The sequence below is a fragment of the Brachybacterium netajii (SeqCode) genome, from assembly GCF_054114245.1.
In genome coordinates, this window is the sequence record NZ_JBSYXB010000002.1 from 241,706 (window position 1) to 264,089 (window position 22,384).

14 protein-coding genes are annotated in these 22,384 nt (G+C 71.9%); 8 read left to right on the top strand and 6 right to left on the bottom strand.

Translation table 11 applies throughout. From position 1 onward, the window contains the following. Positions 1-83 precede the first annotated feature (83 nt). Complete coding sequence (locus tag ACXET9_RS04845; RefSeq protein ID WP_457885341.1) at positions 84-2,591, top strand: FtsX-like permease family protein; 2,508 nt, start codon at positions 84-86, stop codon at positions 2,589-2,591. A 5-nt stretch (positions 2,592-2,596) separates the two neighbouring features. Then, entirely contained in the window at positions 2,597-3,313 is a 717-nt protein-coding gene (locus tag ACXET9_RS04850; protein WP_457885343.1) for an ABC transporter ATP-binding protein, read from the top strand. A gap of 10 nt (positions 3,314-3,323) precedes the next feature. Here the strand turns inward: ACXET9_RS04850 and ACXET9_RS04855 are convergent, their stop codons facing one another. Further along, a complete protein-coding gene (locus tag ACXET9_RS04855) occupies positions 3,324-4,310 on the bottom strand; it encodes a TerC family protein (RefSeq protein WP_457885345.1) in 987 nt (328 codons plus the stop codon). A gap of 205 nt (positions 4,311-4,515) precedes the next feature. Between ACXET9_RS04855 and ACXET9_RS04860 the strand changes: the two genes are divergently transcribed. Beyond that, entirely contained in the window at positions 4,516-5,082 is a 567-nt protein-coding gene (locus ACXET9_RS04860) for a maltokinase N-terminal cap-like domain-containing protein (protein ID WP_457885347.1), read from the top strand. Here ACXET9_RS04860 and ACXET9_RS04865 read toward each other — a convergent pair whose 3' ends face one another. Then, the gene (locus tag ACXET9_RS04865; protein WP_457885348.1) at positions 5,083-5,835 is read right to left on the bottom strand and encodes a DinB family protein; all 753 of its coding nucleotides are present in this window, start codon (positions 5,833-5,835) and stop codon (positions 5,083-5,085) included. A gap of 747 nt (positions 5,836-6,582) precedes the next feature. Here ACXET9_RS04865 and ACXET9_RS04870 point away from each other — a divergent pair. The 3 genes from ACXET9_RS04870 (at position 6,583) to ACXET9_RS04880 (ending at position 10,004) form a co-directional block, all read left to right on the top strand. Beyond that, positions 6,583-7,608 carry a carbohydrate ABC transporter permease gene (locus ACXET9_RS04870; RefSeq protein WP_457885862.1) on the top strand — a complete coding sequence of 342 codons (1,026 nt, stop codon included), beginning with the start codon at positions 6,583-6,585 and terminating at the stop codon, positions 7,606-7,608. Beyond that, entirely contained in the window at positions 7,605-8,492 is an 888-nt protein-coding gene (locus ACXET9_RS04875; protein WP_457885350.1) for a carbohydrate ABC transporter permease, read from the top strand. Before ACXET9_RS04870 ends, ACXET9_RS04875 begins: the two co-directional genes overlap by 4 nt. 144 nt (positions 8,493-8,636) lie before the next feature. Next, positions 8,637-10,004, top strand: a complete 1,368-nt coding sequence (locus ACXET9_RS04880) for an ABC transporter substrate-binding protein (RefSeq protein WP_457885352.1) — start codon at positions 8,637-8,639, stop codon at positions 10,002-10,004. Positions 10,005-10,082: 78 nt separating this feature from the next. On the opposite strand, the gene ACXET9_RS04885 is transcribed toward ACXET9_RS04880, so the two are convergent. The 3 genes from ACXET9_RS04885 to ACXET9_RS04895 all read right to left on the bottom strand — a co-directional run bounded on the left by ACXET9_RS04885 (position 10,083) and on the right by ACXET9_RS04895 (position 12,594). Further along, positions 10,083-10,859 carry a queuosine precursor transporter gene (locus ACXET9_RS04885; protein ID WP_457885354.1) on the bottom strand — a complete coding sequence of 259 codons (777 nt, stop codon included), beginning with the start codon at positions 10,857-10,859 and terminating at the stop codon, positions 10,083-10,085. Positions 10,860-10,914: 55 nt separating this feature from the next. Further along, on the bottom strand, positions 10,915-11,712 hold the full coding sequence (locus tag ACXET9_RS04890; RefSeq protein ID WP_457885355.1) for a GH25 family lysozyme: 798 nt from the start codon (positions 11,710-11,712) through the stop codon (positions 10,915-10,917). Between the two features lie 177 nt (positions 11,713-11,889). Next, on the bottom strand, positions 11,890-12,594 hold the full coding sequence (locus tag ACXET9_RS04895) for a TetR/AcrR family transcriptional regulator (RefSeq protein WP_457885357.1): 705 nt from the start codon (positions 12,592-12,594) through the stop codon (positions 11,890-11,892). Positions 12,595-12,839: 245 nt separating this feature from the next. On the opposite strand from ACXET9_RS04895, the gene ACXET9_RS04900 reads away from it, so the two are divergent. Together ACXET9_RS04900 and ACXET9_RS04905 are read left to right on the top strand one after the other, a co-directional pair. Then, entirely contained in the window at positions 12,840-15,749 is a 2,910-nt protein-coding gene (locus ACXET9_RS04900; protein WP_457885359.1) for an MMPL family transporter, read from the top strand. Beyond that, positions 15,746-18,646, top strand: a complete 2,901-nt coding sequence (locus tag ACXET9_RS04905) for an ABC transporter permease (protein ID WP_457885361.1) — start codon at positions 15,746-15,748, stop codon at positions 18,644-18,646. Before ACXET9_RS04900 ends, ACXET9_RS04905 begins: the two co-directional genes overlap by 4 nt. A 50-nt stretch (positions 18,647-18,696) precedes the next feature. On the opposite strand, the gene ACXET9_RS04910 is transcribed toward ACXET9_RS04905, so the two are convergent. Beyond that, complete coding sequence (locus ACXET9_RS04910) at positions 18,697-22,143, bottom strand: error-prone DNA polymerase (protein WP_457885363.1); 3,447 nt, start codon at positions 22,141-22,143, stop codon at positions 18,697-18,699. Positions 22,144-22,384 lie beyond the last annotated feature (241 nt).

Below are 22,384 nucleotides of genomic sequence, written 5' to 3' on the forward strand. Positions count from 1 at the left end.
GGCTGGGAGGTGCCTGAGGGCCACCGGGAACCTGTCCCGGACCGCGCGCTGCGCGGCGCCCGATCCCGAAGGATGCGCTGCCGATGCTCCCCCGTCTCGCCGTCGCCGGACTCCGTCGCGACCTCACCGCCACCGTCGTCCTCGGGATCCTCATGATCGCGTCGGTGATGCTCGCCGCGACCGGAGCCGGACTGCTGACCCGCCTCGCCGGCTCCTCGGACCGCCTGCTCGATCACGCCGACGCCCCTGACCTCGCCCAGATGCACACCGGTGAGCTCGACGACGCCCAGGGGGCCGCCCTGCGCGCGTTCGTCGACGAGCGTCCCGGCATCCTCGCCCACCAGGTGAGCGACCTGGTGACGCTCGACGGCTCCTCGCTGCTCTTCGACGGCGTCTCGCAGGCCGACAGCCTCCAGCAGAACTCCCTGACGGTCCCGACCCCTGAGCGCGACCGCCTGCTGACCGTCGACGGCGACGTCCTGGCCGCGGTCGAGCCCGGGACGGTGTGGATGCCGGTCCTCTACGCCGTCGAGGACGGGCTCGCCGTCGGGGACACGGTGACCGTCTCCGCGCCCGACGGTTTCCGCCTGAGCCTCGAGGTGGCGGGGTTCGTGCGCGACTCCCTCATGAGCACCGCCTTCGCGAGCTCCAAGCGCCTCGCCGTGAACCCGCAGGACCTGCAGGCCGTGGCGGCGAGGACCGGGACGAGGGAGCACCTCATCAGCTTCTGGATCGACGAGGACGTCCTCACCGCTGCGGCCCTGTCGGCGCAGTATGCGGAACGCGCGGAGACCACGGGCGGGGAGGCGGAGACCACGGGCGCAGATGCGGGGGAGAGCGCTGGGACGAGCGCAGGGGTCGCCCTGCCCGCGAACGGGCCCATGCTCGATCGCGGGGCGTTCCGCCTGTTCATGATGATCGGCGAGGGGCTGGTCGCCGGCGCGATGATCCTGATCGCCGTCCTGGTCGCCGCGGTCGGGGCCCTCTGCCTGCGACTCGGCGTGCTCACCGTGCTCGAGCGCGACCGCCCGGAGACCGGGGTTCTGCGGGCGATCGGCGTCCCGGACGGTGCTGTCGCTCGCCTGCATCTGCTGCGCATCGCCCTGGTGTGCGTGCCCGCCGGGCTGCTCGGGCTCCTGGGGGCGCTCCAGCTCGAGCCGGTTCTCGGCGCGCGGCTGACCCGGTTCACCGGCGAGAGCGCGAGCGCTCCCGTCGTGCTCGCCGCCGCGGCGACCTCGCTGCTGATGGTCGCGGCGACCCTCGGGACGACGGCGCTGCTGCTGCACCGACTGCGCCGCGGCAGCCCGGCGTCCCTGCTGCGGACGGGAGGCACGGCTCCGCGTCGGGCACGGCGGGTCCGGCCTCGCACGCGCCGGCCGCTGCTCGCGCGGCGCGGGGTGCCGGCGAGCGCCGTCCTCGCCGTGCGCGGCATCCGTCGCAGCATCGATCGCAGCATGCTGCTGGTCGGCGTCTTCGCCCTGTGCACGATGCTCGTCGTCATCCCGAGCGCGATCGCCACGACGCTCGCATCGCCGAGGATGCTGACCTCCCTGGGCATCGGGCCCGTCGACATCCTCGTCCAGTCCGCCGCGGCGGAGGATGCCGAGGACCGCTTCGCCGCCCTCCGAGAGGAGCTGGCCGAGGACCCGGACGTGCGGGAGACGCGCAGCGATCGGATCATGCGTCGGCAGATGGTCACCGCCGTCGGCGAGCGCATCGCCATGCCCGTCACGGAGGGGGAGCGGGGCGCCCTCGACTCGGAGTACGCGGAGGGGAGGGCACCGACGGTCGAGGGCGAGATCGCCCTGTCCCTGCTCGCCCTCGCGGAGACGGGCACCTCCGTCGGCGACACCCTCACCATGGTCCGCGGCGGGGATGCCGGCACGGCGGTCGAGGTCGAGATCGTCGGCGCCTACCAGGACCTCACCGACGGCGGCGTGACCGCGCGCATCCAAGCGGAGCCGACGGGTGCGCACGCTGCGCAGGGAGAGGCGGAGATGGTCATGCGGCACACGATCGGGATCGTCGTCGCACCCGGCGTCGATGCAGCGACGTTCGCGCGGGAGCTCGCGGAGGCTCATCCGGGCCTCGAGATCGCGGAGACCGAGGAGTATCGCGACCAGCTCCTGGGCTCCCTCGCGGAGCAGATGACCGGTGCATCGCGGATCGCGCTCCTCGCGGCGACGGCCCTCGCCGCGCTGATGAGCGCGATGGTGCTGCGTCTGGAGATCGCGGCCGGACGCGCCTCGATCGCCGTCCAGAGGGATCTCGGTCTCGGCGACGGGCTGGTCATGAAGCGCTTCACGCTGCAGATGCTGATCGTGCTCGCGCTGGGGATCGTCGTCGGAGCGGCCGCGGGGGAGGCGATGGGGCAGGGCCTGCTGAACCTCGCTCTCGAGGCCTCCCTCGCCGGTCCCTCCGGGATGCTCCAGGGGGCGAGCAGGATTCGGCTCGAAGGGATCACCGCGACGACCGCGGCGCTGCTGCCCGCGCTGATGGTGGCCGTCGTCGGCGCGACATCGGTGCTGACCGTCGTCGCGGCGCTGCGAGCAGCGGACAGGAACCGCCGGAGAGAAGGAGCGGAAGGATGAGAGAGATGAGCACGAGCACGAGCACGAGCACGAGCACGGGGGCAGGAGCGGATGTCGTCCTGCGCGCGCAGGGCGTCGAGCAGCGCTTCGGCGAGGTCGAGGTGCTCCGAGGCGTCGACCTCGCGGTGCACCGCGGGGAGATGGTCGCGCTCACCGGCGCCTCAGGCAGCGGGAAGTCCTCGCTGCTGGAGATCCTGGGCGGGCTCGAGCGCCCGACGGGCGGGCAGGTCGAGATCGGCGGGGCCGCGCTCGTCGGCCTCTCCGCGCGGCGCCTCGCCCGCCTGCGGCTGGAGAGGATCGGATTCGTCTTCCAGCAGATCCGTCTGCTTCCCGCCCTGACGCTGCTCGAGAACATCGTGCTGCCGGGGATCGTCGCCGGCCGGGAGCCGCGGGCCGTCGTGCATGCGCGCGCCCGCGCGACGATGGAGGAGCTGGAGATCGGCCATCTGGCGTCGCGGCGCCTGGGGGAGGCCTCCGGCGGTCAGCTGCAGCGCGCCGGGATCTGCCGGGCGCTCATCAACCGGCCCCGGATCCTCCTGGCCGATGAGCCCACCGGCGCCCTGGACGCCGCGGCGACCGGCTCCGTGCTCGACGCCCTCGATCGCCTGCGGCAGGACGGCATGACCATCGTGATGGTCACGCACGAGGCCGACGTCGCCGCCCGGGCGGACCGGGCGCTGCCGCTGGTCGAGGGTCGCCTGGCCCCGGGGGAGGCGCTCTGAGCGGGTGCGCTCAGGCGGCCCGCCCCGCACCGCTGTCGCGGCGCGCGTTGACGATGATCGAGACCAGGACGGAGGAGCCGATTGCGACCAGGATGAACACCAGCGACAGCCAGATCGGGATCTCGGGGATCCGCTGGAGCACCTCGAAGCCCGGGATGAAGCCCAGCGGCGCCTCATGGATCGCATGGACCAGCAGCTTCACGCCGATGAACCCGAGCACCGCGGCGATGCCGTACTGCAGGTAGGTCAGGCGGTCGAGCATGTGGCCGAGCAGGAAGTAGAGCTGGCGCAGGCCCATGAGCGCGAAGATGTTGGCGGTGAAGACCAGGAACGGGTTCCGGGTGACGCCGAAGATCGCGGGGATCGAGTCCAGCGCGAACATGACGTCGGTGATGCCGAGGGTGATGAACACCAGCAGCATCGGCGTGAACATCTTCTTGCCGTCCACCACGGTGCGCAGCTTGTTGCCGTCGTAGTCGTCGGAGACCGAAAGGACCTTCTGGACCCTGCGCATGATGAACGAGTCGGAGTCCTCGTCCTCCTCGCCGAACGCCTGCTTCCATGCGGTGTACAGCAGGAAGAGGCCGAAGAGGTAGAAGATCCCGGTGAAGTTGTCGATGATGACGGCGCCCGCGAGGATGAACAGGCCGCGGGCGATGAGCGCGATGATGATGCCCACCATCAGCGCTTCCTGCTGGTAGCGCCGGGGAACACCGAACTTCGCCATGATGATGATGAAGACGAAGAGGTTGTCGATGCTCAGCGAGTACTCGAGCAGCCAGCCGGTGACGAATTCGGAGGCGGGCGCCGTCCCGCCCACGAAGTAGAGGACGACGGCGAAGGCCAGGGCCAGGCCGACGTAGAAGCCGATCCACGCGGCGCACTCCTTCATGGAGGGCAGGTGCGGGCGCTTGATGACGAGCAGGAGATCGGCGAGGAGGATCGCGCAGAGCACGACCAGCGCCCCGATCTCGAAGCCGAGGTGCAGTTCTCCCATGGGATGTCCTTCGTGGCTCTGGGGGCGGGGTCTCCGAGTCGGAGGAGTCGGAGGAGGCGGGCGGGCACCTCTGCGCGCGACGACGTCGATGCGGGTGCCGCTGGTCAGGCTACCCCTCGTCGCTGGTCTTCACCCCGCACTCGCGAGGGACTCGCCGGGCGCCGGCACCCGCCGGCCGCCTTCGCACGGACGGTATCGTCGAGCCATGGCGATCATCCACCGGGCCCAGATCACCCCGAGCAAGACCGAGGTCCTGCGGGACTTCCTGGCATCCAGGGAGTGGGGGAGCACCGAGGAGATCGAGGTCCTCGGCGCCTACCGCTTCGACGATCCCGACGGGGAGGTCGGTGTCGAATGCCACCTCGTCCGCGCCGGCGACGAGGTGTTCCACCTCCCTCTGACCTACCGCGGCGCACTCTCCGCGGTGATCGAGGAGGCGCCGATCGCGACGATGCAGCATTCGGTGCTGGGGGAGAGGTTCGTCTACGACGGCCTCGCCGACGAGGTCGCGCTGAGCTGCTTCCTGCGTGCCCTGTGCGGAACGCAGCAGCAGGCCGAGCTGGACGTCTACGACGGCGCCACCCAGATCGCGGTGCGACCGCAGAGCGTCCGGCTGAGCCTCGAGACCGATGAGGGCGCCGCGGCGCCGTCGGAGCAGGAGCTCCTGGACGGCGAGGCGTTCACCATCGCGCGGACCGTCGGCGGGCTCGACGGCGCGGTCCGTCTGCGGGCGGCCTGGGACGGCGGGGACGGGATCGTCGCCGCCGTCTGATCAGGATGCGGGGGAGCGGCGCTCCTCCAGCAGGGCCAGATCGCGCCGGATATACCGCAGATGGGCCCATTCCTCCTCGAGGATGACGCGGAGGCAGTCCCCGACGGTCGGCTTCCAGCCGTCGCCGCCCCAGGGATCGCGGCGCTCCTCATCGAGCAGCTCCGCCGACGCGTCGGCGAGGAACGCGGTGACCCTCTGCTGGCGCTCGGCGCGGACGGCGAGGACCTCATCGACCTCCGGCGCCTCGGCGCGGAAGATCGACATGTCGAACCCCATCTCGGCCGCGCCGGTGAAGATCAGCCCGATCTCATGGAACGGCTGCTCTTCGCCGTGGATCCCGCGGCCGAGCCAGGCGTCGGTCGCGAGGATCAGATGCCGCAGCGTCTGGACGAGCGACCATTCGTCCTCGACATGCGCATCGAGCAGTTCCGGGGGAGTCGTGCGCAGCGTCTCCTGCCAGGCGGCCCGCACCGCCTCCCAGCCGTCGCGCAGCCCGTCCGGGGTCGTCGCGCGCTGGAGAGCGCGCCCCGGGAAGCGCCGGTCGAGCTCGGCCTCGACGAGGGGCACCACGTCGACGCCGTTGACGAGGAGCGTGCCGAAGGAGAGATCGTGGCTGTCGATGTCGAGACCGTCGACATCGACGCCGCGCATCGTGACGCCGCGGACGTCGGAGAAGCGCAGCCGGGCGCCGCGGAAGCTCGCGCGGACGAAGCTTGCGCCCGCGAACTCATCGGTGCTGGACCAGGTCGTCATCGTCATGTCCTCCGCCGTCGTGCGTCGAGATCCTGCATGCGCCGACGAGCCTCGTCCGTCGCGGCACCTGCGTCAAGAGCGTTCGTCCTGCCGGCGCATGAAGGTCGGTGGTGTTGCGGAAGATGCCTGGTGGGAGCGCTCCAGGGGAGCACTCCTCGCACTCAACTTTACATAACGTACATTATCGGCGAACAGGTCGTGCGGTGGGAAGGGATGCGACGGGCCGTCGCCCACCGGAGATTCGGCGCATGAAAAAAGGTGATCGCGAGGTTTCGGACTCCCATCCGTGCAGCGTGCCCGAGCACCCGGTGCGGCGCGGAGGGCGCAGTGGGTGCGTCGGCCATCCCGATGGCGCGGCCGTGGCGGGCGCGGCGTCCGGGGGTCGTGCCGCGGTGGACGCCTCGAGCTGCCGACTGCCGACCGGACGTCGCGATGTCCGGCGCGGACGCTCTGTCGCGCCGGTCCGACAGTCCTCCGACGCCTTCTCGGAGTCCTCCGATGTCTCCGGGGCGATGGCTGATCACTCGGAGGCTGCAGGCGTCAGGCTGTCCGGACCTGATTCTCGACAGCTCCGAACATGATGTCGGGATGGTCCTGTCCTTCTCTGCCGTCCCCGAGGTACCGTGAAATATATGAGCAGGGTCACTTCTTGTGGCGTCTTGCGACGAGATTCATGTGGTGCTCACTCGTCCGACCCTTCTCGGACACGTGCGGTCCGTCGCTGCGACACCGTCGTGACCTGTGATGATGCCGCCCCCGAGCAGAGACGGGGCGCTTACGGAACCGAGGTGCGGATTGACGACGACAACTCCCGACAGGGCGGCCGAACCGGGCGCCGCTCCCCCGTCGCCCGTCGGATCCCGCGACGCCGCCCCCGTCCGCCGCCGACGCGGGATCTCCGCCCGCGCACGGCGCGACGCGATCTGGTTCCTCGTCCTCGCCGCCCCGAACATCCTGCTGATCGCACTGTTCACCTATCGGCCGCTGCTGACGAACATCTCCTACTCGATGCTCGACTGGACCCTCGGCTCCACGTCGGCGACCTTCATCGGTCTGGACAACTACCGCGAGTTCTTCACCTCCGACGCCGGCCTGACGAGCCTGCGCATCACCGTCGTGTTCACGCTCGTGACCGTCGGCGGATCCATGCTCCTGGGCCTGCTGCTGGCCCTCGCCCTGAACGCGAAGCTGCCCGGCACCACCCTCGCCCGTGCTGCGGCCTTCGCCCCGTACGTGCTCTCCGGCGTCGGCGTCGGCCTCGTCTGGCTGTTCATCTTCGACCCGAACTTCGGCGCGCTCGCCTGGGTCCTCCGCCAGATCGGGCTGTCGAGCCCGCAGTGGGTGCTCGACCCGACGATGGCGCTGATCATGGTGATGATCGTGTACGTCTGGAAGAACCTCGGCTACTGCGCGATCGTCTACCTCGGCGGCTTGCAGTCCCTGCCCGAGGAGATCATGCAGGCGGCCGCCCTCGACGGCGCGGGCACGGTGCGCCGCTTCTGGTCGATCTCGCTGCCGCTGCTCTCCCCCACCACGTTCTTCCTGCTGATCACGACGATGCTCTCGAGCCTCCAGGCCTTCGACATCCTCCGTGTCATGACGCCCACGGGGCGCGGCACCAACGCCCTGATCTTCGAGTCCTACCTGCAGGCCTTCGGCGGCTACTCGCGGGCCGGATACTCCGCAGCGATCTCGGTGGTGCTCTTCGTGATGCTCATCGTCATCACCGTCGTCCAGATCCGCTATGTCGAGAAGAAGGTGCACTACGCATGAGCGCCGCCACCGCCCCCGCCGTCCGCTCCCGCCGCAACGGCCCCTTCTCGCAGCAGAACATCGTCGCCACGCTCGCCGGCGGCTACCTGCCGCTGCTCGTGGCGACCGCGATCGTCGTGCTCCCGCTGCTGTGGATGGTCGTCAGCTCGTTCAAGTCGCCGCACGAGATCCTGTCCCAGGACCTCCACGTCCTGCCCGCCGACCCCACGCTCGAGAACTATCGCGTGGCGATGACGAGCGTGCCGATCCCGCGCTTCTTCCTGAACTCGCTGTTCATCACGATCGTCGCCTCGACCATCAAGCTCACCCTCGCGATGCTGACCGCGTACGCGCTGGTCTTCGTCCGCTTCCCCTTCAAGCGGATCATCTTCGTCGGCATCCTCGTCGCGCTGATGGTCCCCCCGCAGGTCGCGATCCTGCCCAACTACGTGCTGATCGCCGGCTGGGGCGGGGTGAACACCTACTGGGGCATCATCCTCCCGGGCCTTGGCACCGCTTTCGGCACCTTCCTGCTGCGCCAGTACTTCATGACGATCCCGCCGTCGATCCTCGAGGCCGCCTCGATCGACGGCGCCGGGCACTGGCGCACCCTGTGGCGCATCGTCGCCCCGATCTCGCTGCCTTCGATCGCGACCGTCGCGCTGGTGACGATCGTGTCCGAGTGGAACGACTACATCTGGCCGCTGATCATCACCACCGAGTCCTCGATGATGACGCTCCCCGTGGGCCTGACGACCCTCCAGAACTCCGAGGGGAACACCGGCTCCGGCTGGGGCATCCTCATGGCCGGCACCGTCGTCGTGATCGTCCCCGTGCTCGTCGTCTTCGCGCTCCTGCAGCGGTACATCGTCTCCGGCCTGACCCAGGGAAGCGTCACCGGCTGAGACCCTCCGTCTCCCCCGTCCGTCGGCGACGCCCTGCCTCCGGCTCCGACCCTCGACCTCTCCTCGACCCTGACCATGCCCCCGACCATGCCCAGAAACCCTCACCCTCATCCTCAGCCTGACCCACCCTCGAAAGGATCCCCCATGACCATCCAGCTCCCCTCCCGCCGTTCCGGCCTGCACCTCCCCTCGCGCCGCAACGTCCTCGGCCTCGGCGCCCTCGGAGCCGGCCTCGGCGCCCTCGCCGCCTGCGGCGGCCCCTCCGTCGGCGGATCCGACAGCTCCGACTCCGGCAGCTCGGCCGCCGAGGAGATCGACTACTCGAGCATCGAGCCCGCCACCGAGATCGACTTCTGGACCAACCACCCGGGCGGTTCGAAGGACGTCGAGGCCGAGCTCATCGCCAAGTTCACCGAGGAGACCGGCATCACGGTCAACCATGTGACCGCGGGCTCGAACTACGAGGAGATCGCGCAGCGCTTCCAGACCGCGCAGGCGGCGAACTCGGGCCTGCCCGCCGCCGTCGTCCTGAGCGACGTGTGGTGGTTCCGCTACTTCATCAACGGCAACATCGTCGCCCTCGACCCGCTGATCGACCAGATCGGCATCGAGGTCGACGACTACCGCGACGCCCTCGTGGCGGACTACCAGTACGACGGCAAGCAGTGGGCGCTCCCCTACGGCCGCTCGACGCCGCTGTTCTACTACAACAAGCAGCACTTCGCCGACGCCGGCCTCGAGGATCGCGCTCCCGAGAGCTGGGAGGAGTTCGAGGAGTGGGCTCCGCAGCTCACGCAGGGGCAGACCGCCTACATGTACCCCGACCTCGCCGGCTACGCCGGGTGGACGCTGCAGAACGTCCTCTGGGGCCGCGGCACCGCCTGGTCCGACGAGTGGACGCTCACGGTCAACGCGCAGGAGACCATCGACGCCATGCAGTGGGTCCAGGACTCGATCTACGACTCCGCCTGGGGCGAGGTCGCCTCCTCCGACTCCGCGGACACCTTCGCCGCCGGCGTGTGCTCGACGACGATCGCCTCCACCGGCTCCCTCGTCGGCGTGCTCGAGGCCGCTGACTTCGAGGTCGGCGTCGGCTTCCTCCCGGCCGGTCCGGTCGACGGCCCGGTCTGCCCGACGGGCGGCGCCGGCCTCGGCATCCCCTCGGCCATCACCCCCGAGGAGCAGCTCGCCGGCGCCATGCTGATCGAGTACATGGGCCGCCCCGAGTCCACGGTCGCCTTCTCCGGCGCGACCGGCTACATGCCGCTGCGCAAGAGCGCGGACATCTCCGAGCTGCTCGCGACCACGCCGCAGATCCAGACCGCGATCGACCAGCTCGAGGTCACCCGCACCCAGGACTACGCGCGCGTGTTCCTCCCCGGCGCCGACCAGGAGATGGCGAACGCCGTCGCCGGCTTCGCCACCTCCCAGGGCGATGTCGCCGAGTCGCTCAACGCGCTCCAGGAGACCCTCGAGGGCATCTACACCAAGGAGGTCGAGCCCAAGCTCTGACCGTCCTCGCGATGCAGGAGCGCCCCGCCGTCACGGACGGCGGGGCGCTCCCGTCTCTGCGGGGCCGGAAGCGAGGGCTCAGGCGCTCTCGACGGCGGCCGCCTCGCGCAGGCGCTGCTGGTAGGTGGGGTCGGTGCGCTTGAGCCAGCGGATGACGCGCGAGGTCACCGGGATCATCGCGTACTGCACCAGGACCTTGTAGACGAAGCCGAGGACGGTGTACTCGGCCCACTGCTCGATCGAGGTGATGCCGATCGCCGCGGAGGCGATCGTGCAGAAGAGGATGGTGTCGACGAGCTCGCCGAGGCCGCTCGAGGCGAACAGCCGGCCGATCAGGCCCGGCTCCCCGCTGCGACGCTTCATGCGGCCGACGACGAAGGAGTTCAGCGACTGGCCGGCGAGGAAGCCGACGAGTCCGGCGAGGACCACGATCCAGACGGGGCCGAGGGCGACCTCGAGAGCCGCCTGCTTCGCGAGGCCGTACTCGTCCGGGAAGGGCGGCAGCGCGATGATCACCCAGTAGGCGACGGAGGCGAGGATCGAGGCGGCGAAGGTGGTGAGGATGGCGCGGCGGGCGGTGCGCGGCCCGTACAGCTCGGTGACGATGTCGCCGAGGACGTAGGCCAGGGGGAAGAGGAAGAAGCCGCCGTCGGTGATGATCTCGAACCCTGTGCCGGGCACGTTCCCGAAGCTGACGCCCTTGGCGGCTCCGATGCCCGAGAGGATCACCACCGCGACCATGGCGGCGAGGAGGATGTCGAAGTGCGAGCTCCCCCGGTCGGCGTAGACGGCGCCGGCCGGGCGTCCAGACACGGGCGGGAGGGTGCGGGGACTGATCTGATCTGCAGTGTTCACCGGGGCAGGCTACACAGCGCCCGGCCCCCTCGCCGAGCGCGCGTGACCGGGACGATCAGATGCCGTGCGCGTCGTAGTCGGCGCTCGAGACGAAGCTCTCGAACTGCGCCTCGTCGCCGTGCCAGAGGATCGAGTCGCCGGCGAAGGGGCCGGCGTCCGAGTACTGCCACAGGTCCCAGGCCCACCAGTTGCCGGGCAGGTTCGTCGGGGCCGTGGACTGGTAGGCGGCGAGGACGAGGGGCGTGTTCGTCGGGGTCCAGTCCCCCACCACGTCGTCCCACCAGTGCGCATTGGTGTAGACGACGGGGCGACGGCCCACGAGGTCGCGGTAGCGGACGAGGAACGTGGAGATCCATTCCCGCATCTCCTGCCGGGAGAGGCCGTAGTCGCGGGGCAGGCTCCCGTACGCCTCGAAGTCGACCATGCCGGGCAGGGTGATGCCGTCGGCCGTCCAGGAGCCGCCATGGGCGAGGAAGAAGTCGACCTGCTCCTCGGGGCCGCCGGAGTCGGGGCGGGCGAAGTGGTAGCCGCCGCGGATGATGCCCGCGTTCGTCGCGCCGATGTAGTTGGTGTTGAAGGAGCCGTCACGGTAGCTGCGGCCCTCGGTCGCCTTGATCCAGGCGAAGCGGGAGCCGCGGGAGATCTGCGATGCCCAGTCGACGGTCCCCTGCCACCCGGAGACGTCCTGGCCGCGGATCCCTCCGGCGGCGCTGGCGGCGACGGGGATCGCGGCGCCTGCGACGGTGAGGGCGGCGGCGCCGGCCGCTCCCATCACCCCGCGGCGCAGGACGGAGCGCCGTCCCTCGTCGATCACGGGCGGCGTGGCGGCATGGCGCGGTCGGTACGAGGACATCGGGTGCTCCTGGGGAAGGGGAAGCAGGGGACGCCGGATGGGACGACCGTCACATCCGAGCCCCCACCGTACGGGCCGACCCCTTGGTGACGGCACTCTCCAATCCCCTGGCGTGTCGCAGGTCGGGCCCCGCGGCCCAGTCTCTGCGGCCCAGTCTCCGCGGCCCAGCCCTGCCGCTCAGCCCTCGAGGGCGCCGAGGTCGGTGGCGCGGGCGGGCTCTCCGGGCTCGCTCGGGAGGGTGAGGAAGGCGTGCACGGTGCGCAGGATCATCACCGAGGCGAGCTCCGTGATGTCGCGGCCGTCGAGATGCTCGCGCAGCAGGAGGTCCGTGAAGATGCCGACGATCAGCTGGGCCAGGTCCTCCGTCGGTACGGCGAGGCGGTAGGGCGAGATCTCCAGGCCGAGCTCGATCAGGCGGCCGATCTCGTCGCGCATGAGGCTGCGCTGGACGATGAGCTCCGCCCGGTAGGTCTCGTCGCGCAGCGAATGGGTGACCGCCTCGGAGTACAGCAGGTACCACTGCCGTCCGTAGGGCCGGATCGCCTCGAAGACGGCGACCAGGACGATCGCGTCGTCGTAGTCGTCGAGCGGGGCGCAGGGGTTCGCGAGCGGAATCGCGCGCTGCGCCGCCTCGCGCACCTTCTCGCGCAGCTCGGCGGTGACCGCGGAGAAGAGCTCGATGAAGACCTCCTCCTTGTCGGAGAAGTTCGAGTAGAACGCGCCGCGCGTGAATCCGGCGGCCTTCGTGAGGTCGTCCACCGTCGCCCCGTCGAGGCCCTTCTCGACGAAGACGTTCAGGGAGGCGCGCACGAGCCGCGTGCGGGTGTTCTCCTTGCGCCGCGTGCCCGGGGCCTCGGGCATCGGGTCGAACAGATCGGTCATGGCTCCTCGCGGGGTCGGAAGCCGACAGGCGGTGCCGGTCGGTGGCGGAGGTGATCCACGCCGCATGCCTCCCTGGGAGACCGGCATGGGATCGGAGCGCTAGTATCGCACCGATACATTCGTGTATCCAGTGCGTCGCTGTCTTGAGGTGAGGTGGAGCGCGGCCGGCCACGGCCTTCCCGCTCCCCCGCCCAGCGCCACGATGCGCCCGCCCATCGCTCCCCGCCCTCGCCCCTGGAGGCCGTGTGTCCTCGTCCCTGTACCGCCTCGGCCGCGCCATGGCCGCCGCGCGCTGGAAGGTCGTCGCCGTCTGGACCGTGCTGATGGTCGCCGTCGGCGCCCTCGCCGTCGGCCTCGGCGGCAGCTTCTCGACCGCCTTCGAGATCCCCGGCACCGAGGCCCAGGCCGGCATCGACAGCCTCGACACCCGCTTCCCCGAGATGGCCGGCGCCAGCGGCCAGATCGTCTTCCTCACCGAGGACGGCAGCGCCGTCGACGACCAGCAGGACGCGATCGACGCCGTCATGGAGCAGATCGCCGACGTCCCGGACGTCGAGGTCGCCCCCTCGCCCTTCGACGAGACCTCCCCGGGCATCCGCGACGAGGCGGGGACCGCGATCATCGCCCAGGTCCAGATGGACGGGCAGATCGGCGACTACTCCATGGACTCCGTCGAGGAGATCCAGCGGATCGTCGACGACGTCGCCGCCGAGCATCCCGGCCTCGAGGCCCGCCTCGGAGGCACCATCCTCCAGAGCGCGGAGATCCCCTTCGGCATCGGCGAGGTCGTCGGCATCCTGCTGGCGCTGATCATCCTCGCGGTCGTGTTCCGCTCCTTCGTCCCCGCCGCCATCCCGATCGTCACCGCCGTCGTCGGCGTCGGCATCTCGATGATGGCGCTCATGGCCCTCGCCTCCGGCCTGGAGATCCCCTCGGTCACCACCTCGCTCGGCGCGATGCTCGGCCTCGCCGTCGGCATCGACTACGCCCTGTTCATCCTCTCCCGCCACCGCGACCAGCTCGCGCGCGGGGCCGACGTGCGCGAGTCCGTCGGCGAGGCGCTCGCGACCTCCGGCAGCGCCGTCATCTTCGCGGGCCTGACGGTGATCGTCGCGCTCGTCGGCCTGTTCGTCACCGGCATCCCCTTCCTGACGGTCATGGGCGTCGCCGCCGCCGGCACCGTCGCGCTGTCCGTCGTCGTCGCCCTGACCCTGCTCCCCGCGATCATGGGGATCCTCGGCGAGAGGCTGCGGCCCCGCCGCATCCGCCGCCTCATGGCGGAGCACGGCGGGACGCTCCCCGAGGAGCACGCCGACAGCGTGGAAGGCAGCGAGGAGGGCGGCGAGGCCGACGGCGAGGGGGCCGGAGAGCGCGCGACGCAGTCGGCGACCTCCCTCGGCGCCCGCTGGGTGCGCCTGGTCACCAAGGTGCCGGCGGTGACGATCCTCCTGGTCGTCCTCGCGCTCGGCTCCCTCGCCATCCCCCTCAAGGACCTCGAGCTCGCCCTCCCCGACCAGGGCACCGAGGAGGTCGGCACCCCCGCGCGCGACACCTACGACCTCATCGCCGAGCGCTTCGGCCCCGGCTACAACGGCCCCCTCCTGGTCACTGCCGACATCATCAACACCGACGACCCGCTGCAGGTCGTCGAGGACCTCGAGGCCGAGATCGCCGCGATGGACGACGTCCGGGAGATCCAGATCGCGACCCCCAACCGGGGCGCCGACCTCGCCGTCATCTCCGTCATCCCCGAGGGCGGTCCCACCGAGCAGTCCACCAAGGACCTCGTCCAGGCGCTCCGCGACGCCGCCGACGGATGGGAGGAGGAGCACGGCATCTCCGACATCACCGTCACCGGCGCCGCCGCCGTCGGCATCGACACCACCGACAAGCTCTCCGCCGCCCTGCTCCCCTTCGGCATCCTCGTCGTCGGCCTCTCCCTGATCCTGCTCGCCCTCGTCTTCCGCTCCGTCTGGGTTCCGATCAAGGCATCGCTGGGCTACCTGCTCTCCGTCGGCGCCGCCTTCGGCGTCACCGCCATGGTCTTCGAGTACGGCTGGTTCAACGCGCCCCTGAACGTCACCGTCAACGGACCCGTCGTCGCCTTCATGCCGATCATGGTCATGGGCGTCCTGTTCGGCCTCGCCATGGACTACGAGGTCTTCCTCGTCTCCCGCATGCGCGAGGAGTACGTCCGCACCGGCGACGCCCGCGGCGCCATCGAGCGCGGATTCACCGGCAGCGCCCCCGTCGTCATCGCCGCCGCCCTCATCATGACCAGCGTCTTCGCGGGCTTCGTCACCTCCGGCTGGTTCATGCTGCAGCCGATCGCGGTCGCGCTCGCCGTCGGCGTGCTGGTCGACGCCTTCGTCGTGCGCATGACTCTGGTCCCCGCGGTGCTCGCCCTGCTCGGCGACCGCGCCTGGTGGCTCCCGGGCTGGCTCGACCGCCTGCTGCCCACCGTCGACGTCGAGGGCGAGGGCCTCGCCGCCGTCCTCGAGCACCGCCACTGGACCGAGATCCACGGCGAGACCGCGCTGCGCCTCGAGGACACGGTGGCGCCGCTGATCGGCGCGGACGGCACCCTCGGCCCGCTCACGGGGGCCGTCTCCCCCGGCACGCTGCTGCTCGTGCGCAGCCCCGACGACGCCGCCCGCCGCACCTTCCTCGAGCTCGCCTCCGGGCGCCTCCAGCCGATCTCGGGGCTGCTCGCCCTCCACGACAGCCTCGCCCCCGATGACCTCGGCGCCATGCAGGCGCAGGTCCATCGCATCGGCGAGGGCGAGGACATGATCGCCCGGATCACCGGCATCGAACGCGTCGAACGGGCCGGCACCGGTCGGGACGTGCACGCCGTCGTCGTCATCGACGACGCCGCGGACCTCGCCCGCCCCGCCGTCCTCGCCGCCGGCGCAGTCGATCGCCTCGAGGGCCTCCTGCGCGACGGCGCCGCCGTCATCGTCGGCTCCCCCGGCGACGACGACGCCGCGACCGCCGAGATCGAGCGCGCGATCATCGACCGGCTCGACGACCCCGCCCGCTGCATCGCGCTGCGCGTCGAGCGCAGCCATCCCGTCGACACCGCCTCTGCCGCCGTCCCCGGCGCTGCCTCCGACCACGACTCCGACACCGCCTCCGAAGGAGCCCTGGCATGACCGCCACCGGCCGCCCGTCCCTCCGGCATCCCCGCTCGCTCATCGTCATCCTGCTGCTGCCGCTGCTCGTGGTCGGCGTCGGGATGTGGGCCCTGACCGGACGCCTCGACAAGCTCGACGAGGTCCCCGCGGCCGTCGTCAACCTCGACGAGGGCACCGTCATGGAGGTCGACGGCGTCGAGCAGACGGTCCCGCTGGGCCGCGCGCTCGCCGGGGCGCTCACGCAGCCCGGCACCGCCTCCGCGACCGACGACTCCGACGTCTCCGACGACGAGGTCTCCTCGATGCTCGACGGCGCCGGCTTCGACTGGCGGCTGACCACCGAGGAGGACGCCGAGGCCGGGCTGAAGGACGGCACCTACGCCGCCGTCGTGGTCATCCCCGCGGACTTCTCCGAGGACCTCGCCTCGATCGGCTCGACCGACGCGGTGCAGGCGCGCATCGAGGTCCGCACCAACGACGCCTCCGGCGCGCTCGAGGGCGCGATCGGCAGCGCCGTCGGCTCCGCGGCCGCGAGCTCGATGGGCACGACCTTCACCGAGCAGTACCTCGACGGCATCTACGTCGGCTTCAACGACCTCCAGGAGAGCTTCTCCGAGGCCGCCGACGGCGCACAGGACCTCGCCGACGGCGCCTCCGACCTCTCCGACGGCACCGGCGAGCTCGCCGACGGGACCGCCGACCTCTCCGACGGCGCCGACCAGCTGGCCGACGGCGCCTCCGACCTCTCCGAGGGCACCGGCGAGCTCGCCGACGGGAGCGCCCAGCTGGCCGACGGCACGGGCGCTCTCGCGGACGGCCTCGACCAGCTCGCGACCGGCGCCGACGCGCTCGACTCGGGCACCCTGGGGCTGGCCTCGGGCCTCTACGACCTCGCCGACGGCACCGAGGACCTCGCCACCGGCGTCGACGGCATCGACACCGCCCTGAACGGCGACGGCTCCGCCGAGAACCCCGGCATCGTGGGCGGGGCGCAGCAGCTCGCCGACGGCCTCGCCGGCTCCGGCACCGCCGAGGACCCGGGACTCGTCGCAGGCGCCGACGCGCTCGCCGACGGCACCGACGAGCTCGCCGCCGGGGCCTCCGATCTCTCCGACGGCGCCAGCACCTACGCCGACGGCGTGCAGACCGCCTACGACGGGCTCGCGCAGGGCCTCGCGGGCGACGGCACCGCCGAGAACCCCGGCATCGCCGGGGGCGCGAGCGGACTCGCCGACGGCGCCACCGCGCTCTCCAGCGGCGCCGCCGCGCTCGGCACCGGTTCCCAGCAGGTCGCCGACGGCGCCGCACAGCTCAGCGGGGCCCTCGACGGCCCCCTCAGCGCCGAGCAGCCCGCGGAGCTCTCCTCCATGACGGACGCCGCCGCCACGGTGACCGAGCAGTGCACCGCCGAGGGCGATGCGGCGCTGTGCATGCAGGCCGCACAGGTCCTCGCCGGCTATTCCGCCGCCGTCGACCAGGGCCTGCACGGGGACGGCACCGCCGAGAACCCGGGCCTCGTCGCCGCGACGCAGGGCCTCGCGACCGGCATCGCCGGCGACGGCACGGCGGAGAACCCGGGCATCGTCGCGGGCGCCGAGCAGCTCGCGACGGGTGCGACCTCGCTCTCCGAGGGCGCGACCGCCCTCTCCGACGGCCTGGACCAGGCCTTTCTCGGCGACGGCTCTGCCGAGAACCCCGGCCTGGTCGGCGGAGCGGACTCCCTCGCCGACGGGGCCGAGCAGCTGTCCACCGGCACCGGCGACCTCTCCGACGGCGCCCGCGGCCTCGCCGACTCCCTGCCGGCCGTCGTCGACGGCGTCGCGCAGCTGAGCGACGGCCTCGGCCAGCTCGGCGACGGCGCCTCGCAGCTCTCCGAGGGAGCGGGCCAGCTCGCCGACGGCTCCCGGCAGAGCGCCGACGGCGCCTCGCAGCTCTCCGACGGAGCGGGGCAGCTCGCCGACGGGACGCGCCAGAGCGCGGACGGTGCGAGCGATCTCGCCGACGGCACCTCCGAGCTCGCCGACGGGACCGCGACCCTCGCCGACGGGGCGACCGGCCTCGCCGACGGCACCCGGGAGCTCGCCGACGGCACCTCCGAGCTCGCCGACGGGGCCGCGGAGCTCGACGACGGCGCCGGGCAGCTCGCCGACGGCTCGCAGGAGATGGCCGACGGGCTCGCCGACGGCGCCGACCAGATCCCCACCTACACCGAGGCCGAGCGCGAGAGCATGTCGGCCATGGGCGCCGCGCCCGTCGGCTCGTCCACCACCCGGTCGAACGAGGCCTCGGGGGCCGCCACCGCGACCTTCCCCTTCGTGGTCGCGCTCGCGCTGTGGCTCGGCGCCTTCGCCGTGTTCCTGCTGCTGCCGGCGCTCTCCCGCCGGCTGCTCGCCTCCGCCGTGCCGATGTGGCAGGTGGTGCTGCGCTCGATGCTGCCGGGCCTCGCGATCGTCGGCGCGCAGGCGATCGCCGTCCTCGCGGTCCTCACCGCGATCGGCATCGACCCGGTCTCCCCTCTCGCGGTGGGGCTGATCACCCTGGCGGGCGCGGCCATGTTCGTGGCCGTCCACCAGGCGCTGCTGGCCGTGTTCGGGGAGCGGACGGGCCGGGTGCTGTCCGTCCTGCTGCTCGTGCTCCAGGTCGTGATCCTCACGGGGATCCTGCCCACGGCGACCGCCCCCGCGGCGCTGCAGGCGATCAGCGGCTTCATGCCGATCTCGATCGTCAGCCAGGGGCTGGTGCACGCCTCCCTCGGCGGCACGGTCACCTCCACCTCCGCGACCCTGCTGACGATCATCGCCTGGTTCGCGGGCGCGCTCGCGGTGGCGCTCGTCGCCTCCCGCGGCGCGCGGATGCTGCGGCCCTCGCACGGGAAGCTCCCGGTGGACTCCCGCAAGGAGCCCGTCGCCGCCTGACCGCACCCCGGTCCCGCCGCCCCGTCGGTCCCGCCGGCGGGGCGGCGCGGTCAGCGGAAGTCGCGGGAGGAGCCGGCGGCGACGAGGTCGAGCGGGGCGACGTCGTCGGCCACGAGGCTCACCGCTCCCGAGGCGTTCTCGACGATGCCCCGCAGCACGACCGTGCGGGAGGTGCGCAGCAGCGCCCGGTGCCGGGTCCAGAAGCCCTCGGAGCAGATCACGTTGAGGATCCCGGTCTCGTCCTCGATGCCGAGGAAGGTGACGTTGCCGGCGGTCATGGGCCGCTGACGGTGGGTGATCACGCCGGCGGTCCGGACCCGCGAGGAGTCCTCGACGTCCCGCAGGGCGCGGATCGGGAGCACGCCGTCGGCTCCGAGGCGCTCCCGCACCAGCGCCATCGGATGATCGGCCAGGGTGATGCCCGTGGCCCAGGCGTCGGCGGAGGCGAGCTCGGCGTCGCTCATGCCCGGGAGCATCGGTGCGCGGGCTCCGACGCTCAGGTGCGGGAGCGTCTCCGGGGACTCCTGCGCGGCGGCTCCCGCGGCCCACAGGGCGCGACGCCGCGAGGAGGCGAGAGCATCCAGGGCCCCGGCGGTCGCGAGCGCCTCCAGCTGGCGGGCGCTGAGCGACACCCGGCGGGCGAGGTCGGGGACGTCGGCGAAGGCTCCCCCGCGCTCGCGCTCGGCGACGATCCGCTCGGCGAGGGCGGTGCCGATCCCCCGCACCTGGTCCAGGCCGAGGCGGATGGCGGGCCCGCGCGCGGCCGCCTCCCCCTGCACCTGCGGTCCCGGCGCGTCGCCGTCGATCCGGTAGGGCCGATGCTCGTCGTCGGTCTCCAGATCGGTGCGGGCGCGGCTCGCGAGCACGTCGGGGCCGCGGGTGAGCACGCCGTGGCGGCGGGCGTCGGCGACGAGGGACTGCGGCGAGTAGAAGCCCATGGGCTGGGAGCGCAGCAGCGCGGCGGTGAACGCGGCCGGGTAGTGGCACTTCAGGTACGAGCTCGCGTACACGAGATACGCGAAGGAGTAGGCGTGGGACTCGGGGAAGCCGTAGTTCGCGAAGGCCAGCAGCTTGCGGTGGATCGCCTCGGCGTCCTCCCCGACGATGCCATGGTTCGCCATCCCCGCGAAGAGGGCGTCGGAGAGCTCGAGCATCTTCTCGGTGGAGCGCTTGGAGCCCATGGCCCGGCGCAGGCGGTCGGCCTGGGCGGGGGTGAAGTCGGCGACGTCGACGACCATCTGCATCAGCTGCTCCTGGAACAGCGGGATCCCGAGCGTCCGTCCGAGGGACCTCTCCAGCAGCGGATGCAGGAAGGTGACCTCCTCCTCGCCCGCGCGGCGCCGGATGTAGGGGTGCACGGAGCCGCCCTGGATGGGGCCGGGGCGGATCAGCGCGACCTCGACCACGAGGTCGTAGAACTCGCGCGGCCGCAGCCGCGGGAGGGTCGAGATCTGGGCGCGGGACTCCACCTGGAACACGCCCACGCTGTCCCCCTCGCAGAGCATGTCGTAGACCGCGGGGTCCTCCTGCGGGAGGGTGCGCAGCTCGAACTCCTGCCCGTGGTGCTCGGCGACGATCCGCAGCGCATGGTCCAGCGCCGTCAGCATCCCCAGCCCCAGCAGGTCGAACTTGACGAGCCCGGCGTCGGCGCAGTCGTCCTTGTCCCATTGCAGGACGGTGCGGTCCGCCATCGCCGCCCATTGCACGGGGCACACCTCGATCACGGGGCGGTCGCACAGCACCATCCCGCCGGAGTGGATGCCCAGGTGCCGGGGCGCGTCCCGCAGGCGGCGGGCCAGGGCGACGACGTCGGAGGGGACGTCGGCCTCGTCGAGGGAGGAGAAGGAGCGCTCGATCCGCTTCGAGAAGGCGTCCTGGGAGCCCGTGTCGTAGCCGAGCGCGCGGGCGGCGTCCCGCACGGCCAGCTTCGCGCGATAGGTGATGACGTTGGCGACCTGGGCGGCGTTCTCCCTCCCGTAGCGGTCGTAGACGTGCTGGATGACCTCCTCGCGGCGGTCGGAGGCGATGTCCACGTCGATGTCCGGCGGGCCGTCCCGCTCCGGGGCGAGGAAGCGCTCGAACAGCAGGTGATGGCCCACGGGCTCCACAGCGGTGATCCCCAGCGCGTAGCAGACGGCGCTGTTGGCGGCCGATCCGCGGCCCTGCGCGAGGATCCCCTCGCGGCGGCAGAAGTCCATGATCTCGTGGACGATCAGGAAGTACCCCGGGAAGTGCAGGTCGCCGATGACCTGCAGCTCGTGGTCGATCTGCGCCCAGGCACCGGGGACCCGCTCCGGATTCTCCGGACGTTCCGGATGCTGGGGATCGGGGCGCGGACCGTAGCGCTCGCGGCCCTCGACCTCGACCAGCTCCCGCAGCCAGCTGGTCTCGTCGTGCCCCGCGGGCACCGGGAAGGGAGGCAGATCGGGGGCCAGCAGGCGCAGGTCCAGGGCGCACTCCGCACCGATCCGGGCGGCCTCCGCGACGGCGCGGGGATAGCGCGGCAGCAGCTGCAGCATCTCCTCGCCGCTGCGCAGATGGCAGGGCCGCGAGGAGAGATGCGGGTCGGCCTCCTCGAGCGGGACGCCGGCCCGCAGCGCCGCATGGGCGTCGGCCAGGCGCTTGTCCGCCGGTCGCGCGCCGTGCGCGTTCGTCGTCGCGACGACGGGGAGGACCGTCTCGTCGAGGCCCCGCTCCTCGCGCACCAGGCGGGCGCCCTGGACCAGGGCGTCGTGGAGCTCATCGGCCTCCGCTCCCCCGCCGACGATCAGCTCGACGGCGACATTGCCCTCCCCGAACAGGTCCAGCAGGCGGGCGATCTCCGTGGCGGCGGCCAGCGCCGCGCCCTCGAGATCCCCGGTCGCCAGCGCTGCGGCGGCGGCCCGGGGCACGGCGCCCTTGCGGCAGCCCGTGAGGATCTGCCAGCGGCCCTCGCGGGCGAGCCGCGAGAGCTCGGACAGGCGGTAGCGGGGGGTGCCCTTCGTGCGGCCCTCCAGGTGGGCGCGCGCGATCGCCGCGGACAGCGACCGGTAGCCCTCGTCGTCGCGCACGAGCACGAGCAGGTGCTCGCCGTCGGGATCGGGGACGCCGGTGCGGGGCGCGGAGAGCACGGGGACGGTGCCGGCGGTGCTCGCGCCGGGCTCGAGACCCAGGGTCAGCTCCGCGCCGAAGACGGTGGCGATCCGCTGCTCGGCGGCGGCGCGGAAGAAGCGCACCGCCCCGGGCAGGCCGTCGTGGTCCACGAGGGCGAGGGCGCGCAGGCCCAGCCGGGCGGCCTGATCGACCATCTCCTCAGGGCTGGAGGCGCCGTCGAGGAAGCTGAAGTGCGAGTGGGCGTGCAGCTCGGCGTACTCGACCATCTGCGCGGGACGGTAGGGATCCGGCGCGCGGCCGGTGCGTTCGACGACGATCGGCGGGGAGACGAGCTCCGCCGGACGGTCCGAGAGGATCGCCTCGATGTCCTTCCACGCGGGCGGCCCGAGGAACCAGCGGCTCATGGGCGGCCTCCGCCGGTCGGGCCCTTGCCGGCCGGGGCTTCGTCGGCAGGGACCCCGCTCATTGGGCCCCTGTCGGCCGGGGCCTCATCGGGAGAACGATGACACGCATCGCACATTGCATCGAATACCCCTAGTACACATGAATAGTGCTGTATGGCGCGCGTCAGTCCCGCCGTGTGTGTATTTGTGTGTAAAGACCTCCTGTCGATCGCCTCGGCTGTGCCGGTGGCGTCGGTCGTGC